This is a genomic window from Brevibacterium oceani, assembly GCF_017948325.1.
Lineage (GTDB): Bacteria > Actinomycetota > Actinomycetes > Actinomycetales > Brevibacteriaceae > Brevibacterium > Brevibacterium oceani.
In genome coordinates this window covers 3775052-3792374 of sequence record NZ_CP072846.1, presented here as the reverse complement: position 1 = coordinate 3792374, position 17323 = coordinate 3775052, and the positions used below count along the sequence as shown (strand labels likewise).

Annotated in this window: 15 protein-coding genes; 8 read left to right on the top strand and 7 right to left on the bottom strand. The window is 66.5% G+C overall.

What is annotated here, in order from left to right:
• Position 1 precedes the first annotated feature (1 nt).
• The 3 genes from J9314_RS16885 to J9314_RS16875 all read right to left on the bottom strand — a co-directional run bounded on the left by J9314_RS16885 (position 2) and on the right by J9314_RS16875 (position 2150).
• Complete coding sequence (locus J9314_RS16885) at positions 2–505, bottom strand: hypothetical protein (protein ID WP_210603439.1); 504 nt, start codon at positions 503–505, stop codon at positions 2–4.
• Positions 506–524: 19 nt separating this feature from the next.
• Positions 525–1286 (bottom strand): VOC family protein, encoded by a 762-nt coding sequence (locus J9314_RS16880; RefSeq protein ID WP_210603438.1) that lies wholly within the window; start codon positions 1284–1286, stop codon positions 525–527.
• A 90-nt stretch (positions 1287–1376) separates the two neighbouring features.
• Positions 1377–2150, bottom strand: a complete 774-nt coding sequence (locus J9314_RS16875; RefSeq protein WP_210603437.1) for an isocitrate lyase/PEP mutase family protein — start codon at positions 2148–2150, stop codon at positions 1377–1379.
• A gap of 102 nt (positions 2151–2252) precedes the next feature.
• Here J9314_RS16875 and J9314_RS16870 point away from each other — a divergent pair, with 102 nt between their 5' ends.
• Positions 2253–2984, top strand: a complete 732-nt coding sequence (locus J9314_RS16870; RefSeq protein WP_210603436.1) for a DUF998 domain-containing protein — start codon at positions 2253–2255, stop codon at positions 2982–2984.
• 7 nt (positions 2985–2991) lie between these two features.
• Here J9314_RS16870 and J9314_RS16865 read toward each other — a convergent pair whose 3' ends face one another.
• Positions 2992–4716, bottom strand: a complete 1725-nt coding sequence (locus J9314_RS16865) for an amidase (RefSeq protein ID WP_210603435.1) — start codon at positions 4714–4716, stop codon at positions 2992–2994.
• A 218-nt stretch (positions 4717–4934) separates the two neighbouring features.
• Here J9314_RS16865 and mobA point away from each other — a divergent pair, with 218 nt between their 5' ends.
• Both mobA and J9314_RS19355 read left to right on the top strand, forming a co-directional pair.
• Positions 4935–5642 (top strand): molybdenum cofactor guanylyltransferase, encoded by a 708-nt coding sequence (gene mobA / locus J9314_RS16860; RefSeq protein ID WP_210603434.1) that lies wholly within the window; start codon positions 4935–4937, stop codon positions 5640–5642.
• 3 nt (positions 5643–5645) lie between these two features.
• Positions 5646–5771, top strand: coding sequence for a hypothetical protein (locus J9314_RS19355; RefSeq protein WP_281412344.1), 126 nt, complete (start codon positions 5646–5648; stop codon positions 5769–5771).
• Between the two features lie 96 nt (positions 5772–5867).
• On the opposite strand, the gene ykgO is transcribed toward J9314_RS19355, so the two are convergent.
• Positions 5868–5990: a type B 50S ribosomal protein L36 gene (gene ykgO / locus J9314_RS16855; protein ID WP_166974327.1), complete on the bottom strand. Its 123-nt coding sequence runs from the start codon at positions 5988–5990 to the stop codon at positions 5868–5870.
• Positions 5991–6158: 168 nt separating this feature from the next.
• On the opposite strand from ykgO, the gene J9314_RS16850 reads away from it, so the two are divergent.
• Positions 6159–7262, top strand: coding sequence for a CobW family GTP-binding protein (locus J9314_RS16850; RefSeq protein ID WP_210603433.1), 1104 nt, complete (start codon positions 6159–6161; stop codon positions 7260–7262).
• 12 nt (positions 7263–7274) lie between these two features.
• Here J9314_RS16850 and J9314_RS16845 read toward each other — a convergent pair whose 3' ends face one another.
• The gene (locus J9314_RS16845) at positions 7275–7682 is read right to left on the bottom strand and encodes a Fur family transcriptional regulator (protein ID WP_210603432.1); all 408 of its coding nucleotides are present in this window, start codon (positions 7680–7682) and stop codon (positions 7275–7277) included.
• Between the two features lie 131 nt (positions 7683–7813).
• Here J9314_RS16845 and J9314_RS16840 point away from each other — a divergent pair, with 131 nt between their 5' ends.
• Complete coding sequence (locus tag J9314_RS16840) at positions 7814–8965, top strand: CobW family GTP-binding protein (protein WP_210603431.1); 1152 nt, start codon at positions 7814–7816, stop codon at positions 8963–8965.
• A 370-nt stretch (positions 8966–9335) separates the two neighbouring features.
• Positions 9336–12995 (top strand): efflux RND transporter permease subunit, encoded by a 3660-nt coding sequence (locus tag J9314_RS16835; protein WP_210605738.1) that lies wholly within the window; start codon positions 9336–9338, stop codon positions 12993–12995.
• 78 nt (positions 12996–13073) lie between these two features.
• Here the strand turns inward: J9314_RS16835 and J9314_RS16830 are convergent, their stop codons facing one another.
• Positions 13074–13820, bottom strand: coding sequence for a FadR/GntR family transcriptional regulator (locus J9314_RS16830; RefSeq protein WP_210603430.1), 747 nt, complete (start codon positions 13818–13820; stop codon positions 13074–13076).
• Between the two features lie 317 nt (positions 13821–14137).
• Between J9314_RS16830 and J9314_RS16825 the strand changes: the two genes are divergently transcribed.
• Positions 14138–15823 carry an L-lactate permease gene (locus tag J9314_RS16825; RefSeq protein WP_210603429.1) on the top strand — a complete coding sequence of 562 codons (1686 nt, stop codon included), beginning with the start codon at positions 14138–14140 and terminating at the stop codon, positions 15821–15823.
• Positions 15824–15917: 94 nt separating this feature from the next.
• Positions 15918–17186, top strand: a complete 1269-nt coding sequence (locus J9314_RS16820) for an alpha-hydroxy acid oxidase (RefSeq protein ID WP_210603428.1) — start codon at positions 15918–15920, stop codon at positions 17184–17186.
• The last annotated feature ends 137 nt before the right edge of the window (positions 17187–17323 follow it).

The following is a 17323-nucleotide window of genomic DNA, read 5'->3' as shown; positions in this document are numbered from 1 at the left end:
CTCAGACAGCCCGCCGCAGATCCCGGACCAGCCTCGGTGTCGACCATCGGCCGATCTGCGAAGTCCACGTCTGCCACGGGTATGACAGCCGGATGTGGAGGTAGTTGATGTATTCGGCCACCGCGAACAGCCAGACGACCACGATGACGAACGCGCTCAGGCTCATGCCCGGCCACATGACGATGGCGCCGACGGTGCAGGCGAGGAGCAGCACCGGATCGAGGACCCGAAAGCACTGGTAGACGCGAGCGACCGCTCGCGGAATCGGCTCGGGAAGGTGGTGCCGGGCGAGCAGCCAATACGCCCCGCCCTGGACGAGCACGAAGAGCAGCGGGGACAGCGAGAACCACAGCGCCGCCTCGGCGCCGTCAGCAGCAATGAACGGAAGCCAGGACGGGACGACAGCAAAGACCGCTGCGGCGACGATCTCCCCAACCCCGAGGCTGAGGAGACGCCGCCGCAGCGGTGCGAGCCGGTCGGCATCACCCGCCTGCGGTGCGGTCATCGATGCGACAGACCGGGACTTATGGGTTCTGCTGGAGCTGGAACGTCGCTCCCTCGGGATCGGCGACCGTGGCGATCCGGCCATAGGGCGAGCTTTCGGGACCGGCGAGGATCTTCCCGCCGAGCTCACTGATTCGCGTGGCCGTGGCGTCGGTGTCCTCGACGTTGATGTAATGCCGCCAGTACGACACCTGGGTCCACTGGCTGGCGTCGCAGATCCCTGCGACAGCGTCTTCGTCGGCCCCGTGGGTCGCGTACGGGTATCCCTCCATCTCGGTGATGTCGAAGGAGAAGACGTCCCGGTAGAACTCGAGGGCGAGCTGGTAGTTGAGCGTCATCAGCTCGAACCACACCGGCGTTCCCGGAGTCAGTGGCGTGTCGAAACCGGTGAACTCTCCCGGCTGCCGCAGTCCGACGCCGGCGCCGGTGGGGTCGGTGATCACTCCCATGTGTCCCAACGGCCCCACAGCCATGGGGTCGACGACCGGCGCGGCACCGGCCTCGAGTGCCTTGCCGAAGACGGCGGTGATGTCGGCCGTGTGGAGGTAGGTCGTCCACATCGCCGGGATCAGCGGATTCGGGGTGCCGTCCATATTGACCGCGCGCATGGCACCGCCGATGGTCGTTCCGTCCTTTGTGATCATGTTGTAGTGGCCGAAATCCGGGCCTTGGTCGGTGAACTCCCACCCGAAGATCTCCGAGTAGAACTTTGTCGTGGACTCGAACTCGTGGCACGTGTAGTCGATCCAGATGGGCTGGCCCTCACGGGGATTGACTGGCATTGCATCTCCTCAATTGATGGGGTGTGTCGTGCTCATCGGTGGTGCCGGACAGGAGCGTCGGTGGAATCGGTCGTGCTCGTCGGGGCGGGGCTACCTCCAGGTTCGGGTGAAATCGGAGAAGCAGTCGGTCAGTGCCGCCTGCAGCAGCGGGCCGAAGGTCACGCGGCTGACTCCGAGCTCGCCCAGCTGAGCGAGGTCGAGCTCCTCGGGAACGGCTCCCTTGATCGGGTGTGCAGTGACGTTGAGCGGCAGTGTGATCTGAGCGAGGATCGACTTGAGCGTGCCCACATCGGGCAGGCGGACGGGGTAGACGGAGTCCGCGCCCGCCTCGGTGCACAGACGCAGGCGGCGGACCACCTCGGCGGTGGGATCCTCGAAGTCGCCCGGGTATTTGAATACGTCGGTGCGGGCATTGATGACGACGTGCACGCGTTGGGCCTCGGCGGCCTGGCGGAGGCTCCAGATGTACTCGGCGTGCTCCTCCGGACTGCGCATGCTGCCCCGACTGTGGACGGTGTCTTCGATGTTCACGCCCACGGCACCGGCCTCGAGGAGTCCGGCGATGAGCTCGGGAGCAGGGGTGTCGTAGCCGGACTCGAGGTCCGCGGTGACCGGCACATCCACCGCCGAGGTGATGCGTGAGATCCCCTCGAGCGCCTGCTCGAGCGTGATGTTCTCCCCGTCGCCGTGGCCGAGCGAATCGGCCAACGGATGGGAGCCGATGCTCAGGGCGTTGAACCCGACGTCGACCATGGCGCGGGCTGACCAGGCGTCCCAGACGGTCGGCAGCACGAGCGGATCGTCCTGGTGATGTCCCTGCAGCAGAGTGAAGGCGCGTTCGGCGAGAACCGTAAAATCGACCATGGGCAACACTGTTCCATCTCGACGGCCCGACACGCCAGGGGTGCTGCAGGTTCACCAGAAGGTTTCAGGCTGCCGCAGTGATAGCGTAAACAGCATCCGAGGTTGTCACACGGAGGGACCGAGGTGGCCGGGTCCGGCACCATTCGCGTTTCACCCAAACCCGAGCGGGTGTGGGCACTCCTCGCTGTGCTCGCCGGCGCGCTCGCCATCCTCATCGAGATCCCCGCCGCACTGGTCTCCGAAGGGTCCTACTCCTTCGTGCAGCAGTCGATCAGCCACCTGGGCATGACCGGATGCGGGGAGTGGGGCGATGCCGAATCACCGATCGAAGTGTGCTCACCGGCCCACCCGCTTGTCAACGGGGTCTCCATCATGGCCGGAGCGATGCTCGCGATCATCGCTTTCGTCTGGCACGACTGGATCGCCCCGACCGTCTGGGGTCGGTGCGGGTCGTTTCTGCTCGCCGGCGGCGGCATCCTGCTGGCCGGAACCGGAATGGTCCCCGCCGATATCGACCCCACCACCCACGCGGTGTTCGGCTTCGGCGGCGCCGCGGTGCAGAACCTCGGCCTTCTCGCAGCCGGCATCGCGCTGATCCGGCGGCCGGAGAAGCGATGGATCGGGCGGGCCGAATTCGGCCTTCTGACGACCGGCCTGGCAGTGCTCGGCCTCATCGGGACCGTGCTCATGGCCCTTCCCGAGGAGTGGGGACTGCCGATCGGCATCATCGAACGCATCGCCGCCTACCCGTTCCTTCTGTGGTTCATCCTCGCCGGGTGGATGCAGCTGCGTGACGCCGCGAGGCGCCGGCGGGAGCTGGAAGCCAAGGGCTGACGGAGTCCTACAGCCTCGGCGTTCGCGACGGCATCTCGCGCCGGTCGCCCGTGGCCTCGAATGCGGCGGCGATCTCGATGAGAGCGGAATCGTCCCAGCCGCGACCGGCGATCGTCAGACCCACCGGAATCCCGGTGTCGCCCATCGTGCCCATCGGCACCGTCACTGAGGGGATGCCGAGGTGGCGGGGCACGAGGTTGCCGTTGGCCACCCAGGTTCCGTTGCGCCACCCGAGATCCGCCGAGGCCTCATTGACGTCCATATCCGCCGGACCCACATCGGCCATCGCCGGGAAGATCACCGCGTCGAGACCGTTGGCATCCATCCACTCCTCGAGGTCGACCCGCCTCGTCTCCTCGAGTCCGCGCACACCGGACTCGAGTTCGGGAATGTCCGTGACCGATGTGTACCCGTTGGTCCGCACCTGCTCGGGGTAGGTGGCGATGTCATCGTCGAAGCCGGTGTACCGGTCGGGCAGCGCACCCGCCGGGTGGGGGAAGATCGCCGCCCCGTCCACCTCGGCGAGGGTATCCAGGTTCGGATCTCCGTTCGCGGAGAGGAAATCGTCCCATGCCCACGAGGAGAGGTCGTTGATCTCCCGGTCGAGGTAGTCGGGCGAGACGAGACCACGTGTGCTGATCGTCGGAGCGCCGAGGCGGTCGCCCTCGTAATTGCTCACGACCGGGAAATCCGTGTCGACCACCTCGGCGCCGGCGGCTTTGAGATCGGCCCGTGCAGCCTCCCACGCCTCCATCACCGAGGCGCGGGTGTCGATCCGTCCGCCCGTGGGCCCGCCGATGCCGCCGTCCGGGTTCGTCCCCGCCTCCTCATCGGCGTTGATGTACATCCGCGGCACCCCGAGGCGCAGGCCCTTGAGCACCGCGCGGGCCGCCTCGGCGCTTCTCGGCAGCAGTGAGGCGTAGGAATCCGGGCGCACGGTACTCGCGGCAGGGATCTCCACCCATGGCTGGACGCGCCAGAAATCCCCGCGGGTCTCAGCGTCATCACCGACGATGACGTCGAGGACTTCGACGAGGTCGGCCATCGTGCGGGTGTGGGGGACGACGACGTCCATCGTCGGCACGAGCGGCCAGTTGCCGCGCACGCTGATGACCCCGCGGGAGGGGGTGTAGGCGATGAGCGCATTGTGCGAGGCCGGTGCCCGGCCCGAGGACCACGTCTCCTCGCCGAGGCCGAAGGCCGCGAAGCTCGCCGTCGTGGCCGTGCCCGACCCGTTCGACGATCCGGAGGCGAAGGCACTGGTCAGCCAGTCGGCGTTGTAGGGGCTCTCGGCGCGACCGTAGAGTCCGCGCTGCATGCCGCCGTTGGCCATCGGCGGCATGTTCGTCAGCCCCAGGCAGATGGCACCGCCGTCGCGCAGCCGTTCGATCGTGAACGCATCCTTCTGCGCGACGAGGTCGGCAAACGCCGGGGACCCGGAGGCGACGGTGAGACCGGCGACCATGTACGAGTCCTTTGCCGTGTACGGGATTCCATCGAGGGGGCCGCGCACGTCACCGTTTGCTCGCCGTTCGTCGGAGGCGGCCGCCTCGGCGAGGGCCTGCGGATTGGCCACGATGACAGAGTTGAGCCGAGTCTCGGTGTCGGGTGCATCGAAGGCCGCGATCCGGTCCTGATAGGCCTCGACGAGCTCCACCGAGGTGGTGCTGCCGTCTTCGAGGGCGGCTCGCAGTTCGGCGATGGACGCTTCGACGACATCGAACTTCGACATGTTCATCCTCCGGGCACTCGGTGGTGCGCGGCGCACCCGACGGTGCGTGCGCGAGGTGGGTGTGTTCCCGCCCAGACTAGCGCCGATTCGCTTGGCCCGCGTTGCGGATTTCGTTGTCGCGGGCCGGGGAGTGCGGTGTAGGCGGTTGGTGAGGGCGGCGGTCGGTGGGATCGGTGACGGAGATCGATCGGGATTATGTCGGTCGGTACGATCGAAGCATGACGGTCAACGCGATCATTCTCACCGGCGGCCGCTCCCGGAGGTTCGACGGTGTTCACAAACCCGGCGTTGCCGTGGGCGGACAGTCGACGATCTCGCGGATTCTCGCACGTATCCGCGGCCTCGACGACGGTGCCGACATCGGCGCCGACGGGTCGAACGTGCGCGGCGCCGGCGCCGGTGTTGGCGTTGGGGTGTGGGTGGCCGGACCCTTGGACGGGCTCTCGGAGACGGAGCGGGACGACGTGTGCGAGGTCCGGGAGGACCCCGCCTTCGCCGGACCCCTGGCCGGGATCGCGGCCGCCGTCGCGGCGATCCAGCAGGCTGCGTCGGCGATGCCGCCCGCCGACCCAACGCTGATCCCGCCGGCAGACGGGGTCGCGCCGCCTGCAGACGTCACTCTCATCCTCGCGGGGGACATGCCGATGATCACGACGGGCCACCTCGGCGAGCTCATCCGCACCTGCAGGGCGACCGGCGGACCGGCCACGGGTATGGACGACCGGGGGAAGACGCAGTTCCTCTGTGCCGCGTGGCCGACCGAACTGCTGCGCGCTCGCCTGGCCGACATCGGTGACCCCACCGACGGAGCCGTGAAACTCCTCTTCGCCGGGCTCAAGCCAGCCGTCGTCGACGTCGATCCGAACGTGGTGAGCGATTTCGACACCGCAGCCGAGCTCGACGAGATCCGATCCCGGCTGGAGTGACCGATGCGGTCCCTGATGCGGCCGCCGATGGGGGTGGCCGTCGAGTCCGCTGAGGCGGTCATGGCCGCCCATATCCGCCAGACGCGCAGGCTCGTCGAGGCGTCCCCGGAGCTGTTCGACCGAGGCTGAGCCGCTCGACCGCTCGGTGACGCGACACCAGCCTGGTCCATGCACCAAGCTGGTGTCGTGTCACCAAGCCGCAGGCGCTGTCGGTCGTTCGGCTGCTCAGCCCTGCCGGGCCTTGAACTTCGGATTCTTCTTGTTGATGACGAAGACGCGTCCGCGCCGACGCACCACCTGTGAACCCGGCTGCGACTTCAGTGAGCGGAGGGAATTGCGAACCTTCATGGCTGTGACTCCTTAGTGAGAATGAGTATTATTAACTATAATACTATGATCTCAGTGGGAAGGACGCGAATGCAGGAACCAGTCGAGCGACCGGGTGAACCAGCCGAACGATCAGGTGAGCCGACCGAACGGACGCAGAGGCCGGTCGACCGAATGCAGGGGCCGGTCATGGCCGGAATCGACGCGATCGCCGTGGTCGGGCTCTGTGCTCACGAGCGTCGCCGCTATGCGATGGACTTGGCTAAGGCCCGGGGTTATGTCTTTGTGCCCGCCGAGCAGACCGAGCAGGGCATCGACGCCATCGACCGCCTCGTCGGCCTCCTCGGAATGACCGCGGACATCCGCGGATTCGTCCTCGAATACGCGGACGACACTGCCTGCCCGGAAGTGATCGGGGCGCTGAGTGCGGCCGATTCGCCGGCGGTGCTCAGTGACCTCGTCTGCGTCGTCGACCTCACGTGCCTGTCCGGCGACCTCGAAGAGGAGGACCGCTGCGTTCGGCTCGTCGGTCAGGTCGAATTCGCCTCGACCTTGGCACTGCTGGGCCCGATCGGTCGTGAGGATCCAGCGCACGAATCCGGCGATGCCCCAGCGCACGAATTCGCCGAGGCGGTCGACCTCATCGCTCATCTCGCCCCCGAGGCTCATCGATTCGTCCTCGACCCCGGAGCGGTGCACGAGCCCGTGTGCTGGGACTTCACTCATCGACCGCCCTCGGCCGGGTGGACGGCGCTGCTGAATTCGGAGTTTTCAACTCCTGCATATCCGGGAGGTGCCTGGACCGACGACAACCAGCCCGGGGGCGCCTGCCCGGGCACCGACGATTCCGTCGCAGAACTTGTGGGCCTCCCCAGCACCGCGGGCTCCGCGCGCGCCTCAGGCTTCCGCTATGAACAGGCCCGGCCCTTCCATCCGCAGCGACTGCAGGCAGTGCTCACCGCCGCGCTCGGTGATGGCTGTTGGGGACGCATCGTCCGGTCGGCCGGATTCGCGCGCCTGGCATCGCGACCCTACGTGACGGCGCACTGGGATCAGACGGCGACGCGACTCATGCTCGCACCGCTGACGGCCGGGCCCTACCTCGGCGAGGGGGCCGAACTGCTGGCGCTGGGGCAGGAGTTGGCCTTCATCGGCGTCGACCTCGACGAGCCGGGGCTGCGGGAAGCGCTGGAACGCGCGGTGCTCACCGACGCTGAGCTGCTTGCCGGACCGATGGCCTGGCTGGAGTATCCCGACGACTTTCCCGCCTGGGACACCGCGCACCGAGGCTGACGACCGCGGACCTCAGTCAGTTCCGGCGGCTCGGCAGTCGGCGCAGATGCCGAAGATCTCGAACACGTGGTGGGTGATCTCGAAGCCGTGCGAGCCGGCCACAGTCCGCATCCAGTCTTCGCTGGGAGGATCGATCTCGACGGCTGTGCCGCAGTGTTCGCACACAAGATGGTGGTGGTGCTCGCTCTGTGCGCAGGCGCGGAAGAGCAGCGTCTCGCCGATCGTGATCGTATCGGCGTCGCCGCTGCGGCCGAGTGCGTTGAGCTGCCGGTAGACGGTGGCCAGGCCCACGCTTGCGCCGTCGTCCTCGAGCCTGCGGTGGAGCTGCTTGGCCGAGACGAACCGAGTTTCAGAGGCCAGGGCGTCGCGGATGAGGGCCTTCTGCGCGGTGCTGCGCGTCTTCTTCTCCGGAGCTGCCATGAATGAGACTCTCCTCGATGATGCCGAATGAACCCGCATATGCGTGACCGTGCATATGCGGAAGAAGTAATGAAACACGTTACCATTAGTGGGCGAGAAATCGAGCAGACAGCACCAGCACAGGAGACGACATGAGCGGAGCTCGGCGCAGACCGGCGATCCCGGTCATCCTGCTCACCGGCTACCTCGGTGCCGGGAAGACGAGCCTGCTCAACCATCTGCTGCGCCACCCCGATGCCCGCATCGGCGTCATCGTCAACGATTTCGGCGAACTCAACATCGACGCCGGGCTCGTCGTCGGCCAGGTCGACGAACCGTTCTCGATCTCCGGCGGATGCATCTGCTGCCTGACCGATGACTCCTCGCTCGAGGATGCGCTGGTGGCGATGACCGACCCGAGTCTGCGCCTCGACGCGATCATCGTCGAGGCCAGTGGCTTCGCCGAACCGCTCACCCTGGCGCGGATGGTCACGCGCATGGGCCGCCACCGCTTCCACCTCGGCGGGGTCATCGACGTCGTCGATGCGACCATGCACTTCCAGACCGTCGATACCTCACAGTTGCCGCCGCTGCGCTATGCGGCCACGACATTGGTGCTGGTCAACAAGCTCGACCAGCTGCCCGAACCCGACCGCGACGCCGCGATCGAGGCCGTCCGTGATCGTGTCCATCAGCGCAATCCGCGCGTGATCGTCATCGGCACACACCACGCCCGCCTCGACCCGGCCCTGATCTTCGATCCCGGAGTGGGGGAGGCCGAATACGCGAACCGTCGCCGAGGTGGCGCCTCAGTCGGCGAGGAATCGATCCAACCCGAACTGCCCATCCGAGAACTGCTGCGTCAGGCCTATGCTGAGGCCGCGACCGAGCAGACCGGTGAGGATGAGGCGGCCCTACCGCACCGGCACGCCCAGTCGGTGACCGTCACCGGCACCGGCTGCGCCGACCCGGACGCGGTGATGGACTTCGTCGAGGACCTCCCTGCCGGGGTGTATCGGGTGAAGGGCATGGTGCTCGTCGATGTGGGACCACGTCGAGCCCGGTTCGGTGTCCAGGCCGTGGGCCCGAACGTCTATGTCTCCGAGCAGACCGGACAGGCCCCGGACCTGCCCGACGCCGACAGCGTCCTCGTCGTCATCGGTGAGGATTTCGACGCCGAGGCGGCCCGCTCCGCTCTCACCCCCGCGCTCAGTCCCGACGCGGACCCGGAGACCGGCACTGACCATAACGCCGGGGCGGACCGCGCCGAACGCCTCCTTCATCACGTGCGCCTGCACAGCTGATCAGCACCGACGTCAGCGAACGCGGCCTCCGCCGGTCGCCGACTGACCCTGGGCTCCGACAACAGGCCCTGAACTCAGGCAATCCTCCGGGACATCTCCGCGTTTCATGAGGGTGGTCCGGAGGGAAACACCCGCGCCCGATCCCGAACCGGATGCCTAGGGTCGAATCTGAGACCGGAAGCCAAGAGCCGAACCAGACCGGTGATCGAGCGAAATCATCCCTTTGGGGGACACGGCTGACACCATTCGGCCGACGCGAAGATGGACCTCGGTCCGGAAGACTGAATGCGCCGTCCCACCGCCGACCGCAACGAACCGACCGCAAGCCACCACCCCGAACCCGGAGGAACCCGTGTCCCTGATCACCCGGATGAGTCTGAAGAACCGCCTCATCGTCGGACTGCTCACCCTCGTGATCGCCGTCTTCGGCGTCGTCGCGACCACCTCGCTCAACCAGGAGACGATGCCCTCGGTCGACCTGCCCAGCACCTCGGTGCAGGCGACCGTGCCCGGCGCCTCCCCGGAGGTCGTCGAGGAGACCGTGACGAAACCGCTGGAGACCGCGCTCGAGGGGGTCGGCGAGCTCGAATCGGTGACCACCTCCACCTCGTCGGGGATGATGACCGCCGAGGTGACCTGGCCCTTCGGCGAGGACTCCGAGAAGATGACCGACTCGATCCGTTCGGCCGTGGACGGGGCGAAGTCGAACCTGCCCGACGACGCCGAGGTCGAGGTCCTGTCCTATCAGATGGACGACCTTCCGGTGTCGATGTTCGCCGTCTCCGGCGGAGACCCGAAGACGCTCGGCGACCGGCTCGAGTCCGAACTCGTCCCCGAACTGCGCGCCCTCGACGGAGTCTCGAACGTCGAGGTCACCGGCCAGGACGAGCAGCGGGTGACCATCGACTTCCGGCCCGAGGACGTTGCGGAGAAGAACGTCGTCGAATCCTCGGTCCCCGACGAGCTCGAAGCCGCCGGCACAGTCGTCCCCGCCGGTCGCAGCAGCCAGGGAGACACCTCGATGGCCGTGGAGGTCGGCACCGAGGTCGACGCCGTCAAACAGATCGAGAAGACGCCGCTGCGCACCCAGGACGGCACAGTGCTGCTCGGCGATGTCGCCGATGTCGACCTCGACTCGATCGAGAAGACCTCTCTGTCCCGCGCCGATGGCAAGGACTCCGTGTCCGTCTCGGTGACCAAGGACCAGGACGCCAACGTCGTCGACGTCTCCCACAAGGTCGCCGACACCCTCGATCGAGTGGGCCCGAAGCTCGGCGACGACACTGAGTTCTCGACGATCTTCGACCAGGCGCCGGAGATCGAGAAGTCGATCCACGACCTCTCCGTCGAAGGCGGGCTCGGCCTGATCTTCGCGATCTTCGTCATCCTCGCCTTCCTCGGCTCCTTCCGCTCGACCATCGTCGCCGCGATCTCGATCCCGATGTCGCTGCTCATCGCGATGATCGGCCTCCAAGTCGGCGACTACACGCTCAACATCCTCACCCTCGGGGCCCTGACGATCGCCGTCGGCCGCGTCGTCGATGACTCCATCGTCGTCATCGAGAACATCCGGAGGCGGCAGGGCACGACCGACCTGACAGTCAACGACATCGTCGCCAGCGTCAAACAGGTCGCCGGAGCCATCACCGCCTCGACCCTGACCACCGTCGCGGTGTTCCTGCCCATCGCCTTCGTCGACGGCATTGCCGGACAGCTCTTCCGACCCTTCTCCGTCACCGTCTCCCTCGCGCTGCTCGCCTCCCTGGTCGTGGCGCTGACGATCGTCCCGGTCTTCAGCTACTGGGTGCTGCGTCGCAGCCCCAAACCCCTCTCACCCAAACGGCAGGCCGCCACCGACCGCAGCTTCGAACTGTGGACCGCCAAGCAGCACAAGAAGTCCGTGGCCCGTGCCGAACGCCGCCAGAAGACGATCGAGAAGAAGAATGCGAAACGTGCGGCCAAGGGCAAGGACCGGCTGCCGGATGCGACCGTCGAACCCGTCGTCTCACCGGCACCAGGGGACGGAGAGGCCTCCGGACGGGTCGACCGTCTCCAGCAGCGCAGCCTGCCCGCCATCATCTCTGCCCTGCACCACCCGTGGCGGACCATCGCGTTCTCCGTGATCATCTTCCTCATCACGATGATGGGTGCGACCTTCCTCAAGACCGACCTGCTCGGTTCGGCCGGAGCCAACTCGCTGAACATCACCCAGACCCTGCCGGCCGGGGCTTCGCTGGAAGCCGCCGACAAGGCCGCGAAGCGCGTCGAGGCCGTCCTCGGCGACGACCCGGACGTCGACACGTACTCGACGACGGTCAACGGCCCGGAGTCCGGAGCCGAGAACCAGTTCAACGTCACCCTCGCCGAGGACTCCGAGGCCGAGGTGGCAACGAACCGGATCCGCACCCAGCTCGGTGACCTCGGTAAGGACGCCGGTGACATCGACGTCCAGGACGCCGGCGGATCCGTCAGCGACGACGTCGAGGTCACGCTCTCGGGCACCGACTTGGGTGCCCTGCGCAAAGCCGCCGACGAAGTGACGGAGAAGATGGCCGACACCGACGGCGTGCGGAACGCCCGCAACGACCTCGCCGCCGACCAGCCGGTCATCGAGGTCGACGTCGATCGGGAGACGGCCGCCGACTACGGCTACAGCCAGGCCGAGGTCGGCCAGGCGATCGCCGCGGCCCTGCACGGTACCGAGGCGGGAACGCTGACGCTCGAAGGCAAGGAACGCGACATCTTCCTCGCCCCGACCCACCCGGATGCGACCCCGGATGAGATCCGGGCCCTCGAACTGCCCGTCACCGAGGTGCAGACGCAGAACGCGCAGGAGGAGGCAACCGACAAGGTCGAGGAGAAATCCGACGCCCGTGCCGAGGAGGCCAAACGCAAGGCCGCCGACGATTCGGCCGAACAGCTCGATCAAGCGCGCGAGGCCCGTGACGATGCCGCCGACCAGCTCGAAGAGGCTCGCAAGGCGCTGCGCGAGGCGGAGAATCCGCCGCCGGCGCCGAGCCCCGATGAGATGGCCGCCGATCAGGTGGAACAGGCCCGCGACGGAGTCGAACAGGCCGAGAAGGGACTGAAGGAAGCCAATGATGCCATCGATGACCTCGTCGACGGCCAGCGTGAACAGGAGCAGACTCAGGAAGAGGAGCAGAGCCTCGCCGACGAGCAGGCCGCTATCCCCGACATCACCGGAGACCCGATCACCGTCGACGAGATCGCGAAGGTGAGGAAGGCCGAGACCCCAGCGACGATCGATCGCGCCGACGGCGATCGCCGAGTCACGGTGTTCGCGACCCCGGCCGAGGGTCAGCTCGAAACGGTCACTGCTGCCGCCACCGACCTGACCGAGACCATGGACCTGCCCGAAGGCGTGAGCTTCGACGTCGGCGGTGCCAGCCAGGAGCAGGCTGATTCCTTCGGTCAGCTCGGGGCGGCTATGGCCGTGGCGATCGTGCTCGTGTTCCTCGTCATGATCGCGACGTTCCGCAGCTTCGTCCAGCCGCTCATCCTGCTCGTGTCGATCCCGTTCGCCGCGACCGGTGCGGTGCTGCTCCTGCTGGTGACCGGAACACCGTTGGGCATTCCCTCGCTCATCGGTCTGCTCATGCTCATCGGCATCGTCGTGACGAATGCGATCGTGCTCATCGACCTCATCAACAAACTCCGCGAGGACGGTCTGGAACTCATGGACGCGATCGTCCACGGCACCCGACTGCGGCTGCGCCCGATCCTCATGACCGCGGCAGCGACGATCTTCGCACTCGTGCCGATGTCGTTGGGCCTCACCGGTGGGGGAGTCTTCATCTCGCAGCCGCTGGCGATCGTCGTCATCGGCGGGCTCACCTCATCGACGGTGCTCACGCTCATCCTCGTCCCCGCCCTCTACCTCCTCGTCGAACGACGCAAGGAGACCCGGGCGGCGCACAAGGCGGAGAAGAGGGAGGCGAAGCGGGCGGCCGATGCGGAGAGGATCGAAGCAGAGACCGCCGAGGTGGCCCTGCGCCCCGACGAGCAGTAACCCCCTCAATTGCTACGTGACGGCGGTCCAGCAACCTCGCGCGAAGTTGCTGGGCCGCCGTCACGTAGCAAATGAGGGTTACTTTTGGGCCTCGGTGAGGCCGGGGAGTTCGGCGGCGGCGAAGCGGATGTGCTCCTCGGTCACCCGTGCGGCTTCTTGCGTGCGTCCGGCGCTGATGGCATCCATGATCTGATGATGCTGGGACTGCAGCTGGGACATGAGCTCCTGTGGATCGTCGACCCGGTTGAACGAGGCGAAGATCGATGCGCGCAGGGACGTGCGGATCGCCCCGGTGAGGTCGGAGAAGAGCTGATTGCCGGCCGCTTGAGCGATGGCGACGTGGAACGCCGTGTCCGCATCGTTGAAGACGTCGATGCTGATGCCGGGGGTGTCCATCATCGCGAGCTGCGCATTGATGGCTGCCAGCGAATCTGTGTCGGCGCGGCTGGCCGCGAGGATCGAGCTCGAGCGTTCGAGTTGGATGCGCGTCTCCGTCACCTCGTCGATGCTGAAGTTCGCCAGGGCGACGTGGAGGCGGAGAAAGCGAGTGAGGGCAGCCGAGGGCATCGCCGCGATGAAGGTGCCCGCGCCGCGTCCCGACCCGCCGGAGGAGCGAACGACACCGAGGCTCTCGAGGACCCGCAGGGCCTCGCGGACGCTGGCCCGACTGACACCGAGCTTCGAGGCCAGGTCACGCTCGGCGGGCAGGAGGTCGCCGACCGTGAGCGAACCGGCCATGATCTGTTCCTCGACGGCATCGATGACGAGCTCATACGTGCTCGGCCGGGTCACCGGCTTCCACGTGGCGGCGTTGTCTTCGCTCATGGTCTCCTCCATCGGATCATCATTTCATGCCACTTCCTCCAAGACCGTCCGGTCAACTTCTTCGGGGACGGCTCCGTCCGCTTCGTCCGCGACCGCCCCGTCAGCTTCCCCGGGGAACCGTCCCGCTCACCTCTCGCAGGACCGTTGCGCAGGAAATTTCGGACGAACACTTGACCCAGATCACATCGCGGTCCTATGCTCACTTAATGGTCTGACCTCATTAAGGCCATACTCAATCGTCCGATCATTCGAGTTCGGGGCGCGTTCACTGGGGAACGGACCCACCGTGGGCAAGCACCGGCTGTGTTGGAGAGATCATGTACACACCTGATATCGCACCGGTGGCCGACAGCCTGCTCTGGTCGTCGCTGTTGGCCATCCTGCCGCTGCTGACGATCTTCGTCACCCTCGGCATTCTCAAATGGAAGGCACACTGGGCCGGGCTGTCAGCCGTCGCCGTCGCTCTCATCGTTGCGGTCGCCGCGTACGGCATGCCGGTCGGACTGGCGGGACTCGCAGCGACCCAGGGCTTCGCCTTCGGCCTGTTCCCGATCATGTGGATCGTCATCACCGCGATCTGGCTCTATGAACTCACCGTTCGTTCGGGTCACTTCGAAGACCTCCGGCTGGTCATCAACGTCATCTCCGATGACCCGCGCATCCAGGCCATCATCATCGCCTTCTGCTTCGGTGGGCTCCTCGAGGCGCTCGCCGGATTCGGCGCACCGGTGGCGATCACCGGCGTCATGCTCGTGGCAGTGGGCTTCACCGCTATGCGCGCCGCTGTCGTCGTTCTCGTCGCGAACACCGCTCCCGTGGCCTTCGGCGCCATCGCCATCCCGATCATCACTGCCGGCACTCTCACCGGCATCGACTACCAGGACATCGGCGCCATGGTCGGCCACCAGACTCCGTTCCTGGCGGCGATCGTCCCGCTGTTCCTCGTCATGCTCGTCGACGGGCGTCGCGGACTCCGCCAGATCTGGCCGCTGGCCCTGGTCGTGGGCATCGTCTTCGGCGCCACCCAGTACATCTCCTCGAACTTCCTTTCGGTCGAACTCACCGACATCATTGCCTCCCTCGTCGGGCTCGCCGCCGTCGTCATCATGCTCCGGTTCTGGAAGCCGAAGGGCGGACAGGACGCTCTCGACCGCATGGCCGACGAGCGTGAGCACGAAGGCGCCGATGCCCCCGATGCCGGATCCGCCTCCGCGGCCGTGTCCACCGATGTCAAGCAGGAGACAGCGGCGCTGACCGGTTCGAGAGTGTTCCTCGCCCTCTTCCCCTATCTCCTCGTCATTGTCATCTTCTCCGTGGCGAAGCTCGTCCCCGCGCTGAACACCTGGCTGGCTTCGACCGATGTGAAGATCCCCTGGCCGGGCCTCGACGGAAACATCTTCACCGCTGCCGGCGAGGTGTCGACGAGCACTGTCTACAACTTCCAGTGGCTGTCCTCGCCGGGAACGCTGCTGCTCATCTCCGGCATCATCGTCGCCATCGTGTACAAGATGACGGCCAAGGATGCACTCGACGTCCTCGTCGTCAATGTCGTGAAGATGCGGTTCTCGATCCTCACCGTCGGTTCGGTGCTCGCCCTGGCGTATGTCATGAACCTGTCGGGGCAGACCATCACCATCGGCACCTGGATCGCCGGCACGGGAGCGTTCTTCGCCTTCCTCTCGCCGATCCTCGGCTGGTTGGGCACCGCCGTCACGGGCTCCGACACTTCGGCCAACGCCCTCTTCGCCACACTGCAGCAGACTGCGGCACAGGAGGCCGGACTCGATCCGCTGCTCCTGGTGGCAGCCAACAGCTCCGGCGGCGTCGTCGGCAAGATGGTCAGCCCGCAGAACCTCACGATCGCGGCGACCGCGGTCGGACTGCTCGGCCGGGAGGCCTCGATCTTCCGCCGGGTCATCGGCTGGTCGCTCGGCATGCTCGTCCTCATGTGCCTGCTCGTCGGACTCCAGTCGACGGTGCTGTCCTGGATGATCCCGTCCTGATCCGCATACCCGAGCTCCCCGGCGCCCGACACACGTGCCGCATCCGCCCAACCCGCCAGCATTGAGACAACCCCGAGAGCAAGGAGCGATACACATGGTCAAGAGACAGATCCCGCAACCTGCCGAGATCTTCGACCTCATGAAGTTCAAGAAGTTCGAACTCGACCCGAAGAAGCGCCGCCTGGACAGCGCGCTGACGGTCGATGATCTGCGCAGGATCGCGAAGCGTCGAACCCCGGCCGCCGCGTTCGACTACACGGATGGTGCCGCCGAGGGTGAGATCTCGATGGAGCGCTCGGTCCAGTCCTTCCGCGATATCGAATTCCACCCCTCGATCCTCAAGGACGTCACGAACGTCGACACTTCGACCCAGATCATGGGCGGCAGCTCTGCCATGCCCTTCGGCATCGCCCCCACCGGGTTCACTCGGCTCATGCAGACCGAAGGCGAGACCGCCGGCGCCGGGGCCGCCGGTGCTGCAGGAATTCCGTTCACTCTCTCGACGCTGGGGACGACCTCGATCGAGGACGTGAAGAAGGTCAACCCGCATGGGCGCAACTGGTTCCAGCTCTACGTGATGAAGCAGCGCGACATCTCCTACGGTCTCGTCGAGCGGGCGAAGAACGCCGGATTCGACACCCTGTTCTTCACCGTCGACGCCCCCGTCGCCGGTGCACGCCTGCGCGATACGCGCAACGGCTTCTCCATCCCACCGCAGCTGACCCCGCAGACGATCCTCAACGCGATCCCGCGCCCTTGGTGGTGGTGGGACTTCCTGACCACTCCGAAGCTCGAGTTCGCTTCCCTGTCGGAGACCGGCGGAACGGTCGGCGAACTGCTCGACTCGGCAATGGATCCCTCGATCGATTTCGACGACCTCGCCGAGATCCGTGCCATGTGGCCCGGCAAGTTCTCCGTCAAGGGCGTGCAGACGCTCGAGGACGCGAAGAAACTCGCTGACCTCGGCGTCGACTCGATCGTCCTGTCCAACCACGGCGGACGTCAGCTCGACCGGGCACCCGTTCCCTTCGAGCTCCTCCCCGAGGTGGCTCGTGAGATCGGCAAGGACGTGGAGATCATCATCGACACCGGAATCCGCAACGGTGCCGACATCGTCGCCTCCCTGGCGCTCGGTGCGGACTTCACCCTCATCGGCCGCGCCTACCTCTTCGGTCTCATGGCCGGCGGTCGGGAAGGCGTGGACCGGACGATCGAGATCCTCGGCGAGCAGGTCGAGCGCACCATGCGCCTGCTCCAGGTTGCCGATGTCTCCGAGCTCAACCCCTCGCATGTGACCCAGCTGCGTCAGTTCAATCGTGATGAGCGGGCCGAGATCATCAGTTCCCGACCTGCGAAGGGCTGATTCGCCGAGGCGGCTGACCGTCATCGCAATCCGCGGAGTGCAGGGGCGCCCGGGTAGGGCCAAGATCCCTGCCGGGTGCCTCTGCCATCTCCGCGAAGACGCCCGTTGCCGGATTTCATTCGTCCGCCTCTGGCTGC

Coding starts and splice junctions, on each gene's coding strand:
- J9314_RS16885 (WP_210603439.1), bottom strand. CDS start 505: ATGACCGCACCGCAGGCGGGTGATGCCGACCGGCTCGCACCGCTGCGG.
- J9314_RS16880 (WP_210603438.1), bottom strand. CDS start 1,286: ATGCCAGTCAATCCCCGTGAGGGCCAGCCCATCTGGATCGACTACACG.
- J9314_RS16875 (WP_210603437.1), bottom strand. CDS start 2,150: ATGGTCGATTTTACGGTTCTCGCCGAACGCGCCTTCACTCTGCTGCAG.
- J9314_RS16865 (WP_210603435.1), bottom strand. CDS start 4,716: ATGTCGAAGTTCGATGTCGTCGAAGCGTCCATCGCCGAACTGCGAGCC.
- mobA (WP_210603434.1), top strand. CDS start 4,935: ATGACGGTCAACGCGATCATTCTCACCGGCGGCCGCTCCCGGAGGTTC.
- J9314_RS19355 (WP_281412344.1), top strand. CDS start 5,646: ATGCGGTCCCTGATGCGGCCGCCGATGGGGGTGGCCGTCGAGTCCGCT.
- ykgO (WP_166974327.1), bottom strand. CDS start 5,990: ATGAAGGTTCGCAATTCCCTCCGCTCACTGAAGTCGCAGCCGGGTTCA.
- J9314_RS16850 (WP_210603433.1), top strand. CDS start 6,159: ATGGCCGGAATCGACGCGATCGCCGTGGTCGGGCTCTGTGCTCACGAG.
- J9314_RS16845 (WP_210603432.1), bottom strand. CDS start 7,682: ATGGCAGCTCCGGAGAAGAAGACGCGCAGCACCGCGCAGAAGGCCCTC.
- J9314_RS16840 (WP_210603431.1), top strand. CDS start 7,814: ATGAGCGGAGCTCGGCGCAGACCGGCGATCCCGGTCATCCTGCTCACC.
- J9314_RS16835 (WP_210605738.1), top strand. CDS start 9,336: ATGAGTCTGAAGAACCGCCTCATCGTCGGACTGCTCACCCTCGTGATC.
- J9314_RS16830 (WP_210603430.1), bottom strand. CDS start 13,820: ATGAGCGAAGACAACGCCGCCACGTGGAAGCCGGTGACCCGGCCGAGC.
- J9314_RS16825 (WP_210603429.1), top strand. CDS start 14,138: ATGTACACACCTGATATCGCACCGGTGGCCGACAGCCTGCTCTGGTCG.
- J9314_RS16820 (WP_210603428.1), top strand. CDS start 15,918: ATGGTCAAGAGACAGATCCCGCAACCTGCCGAGATCTTCGACCTCATG.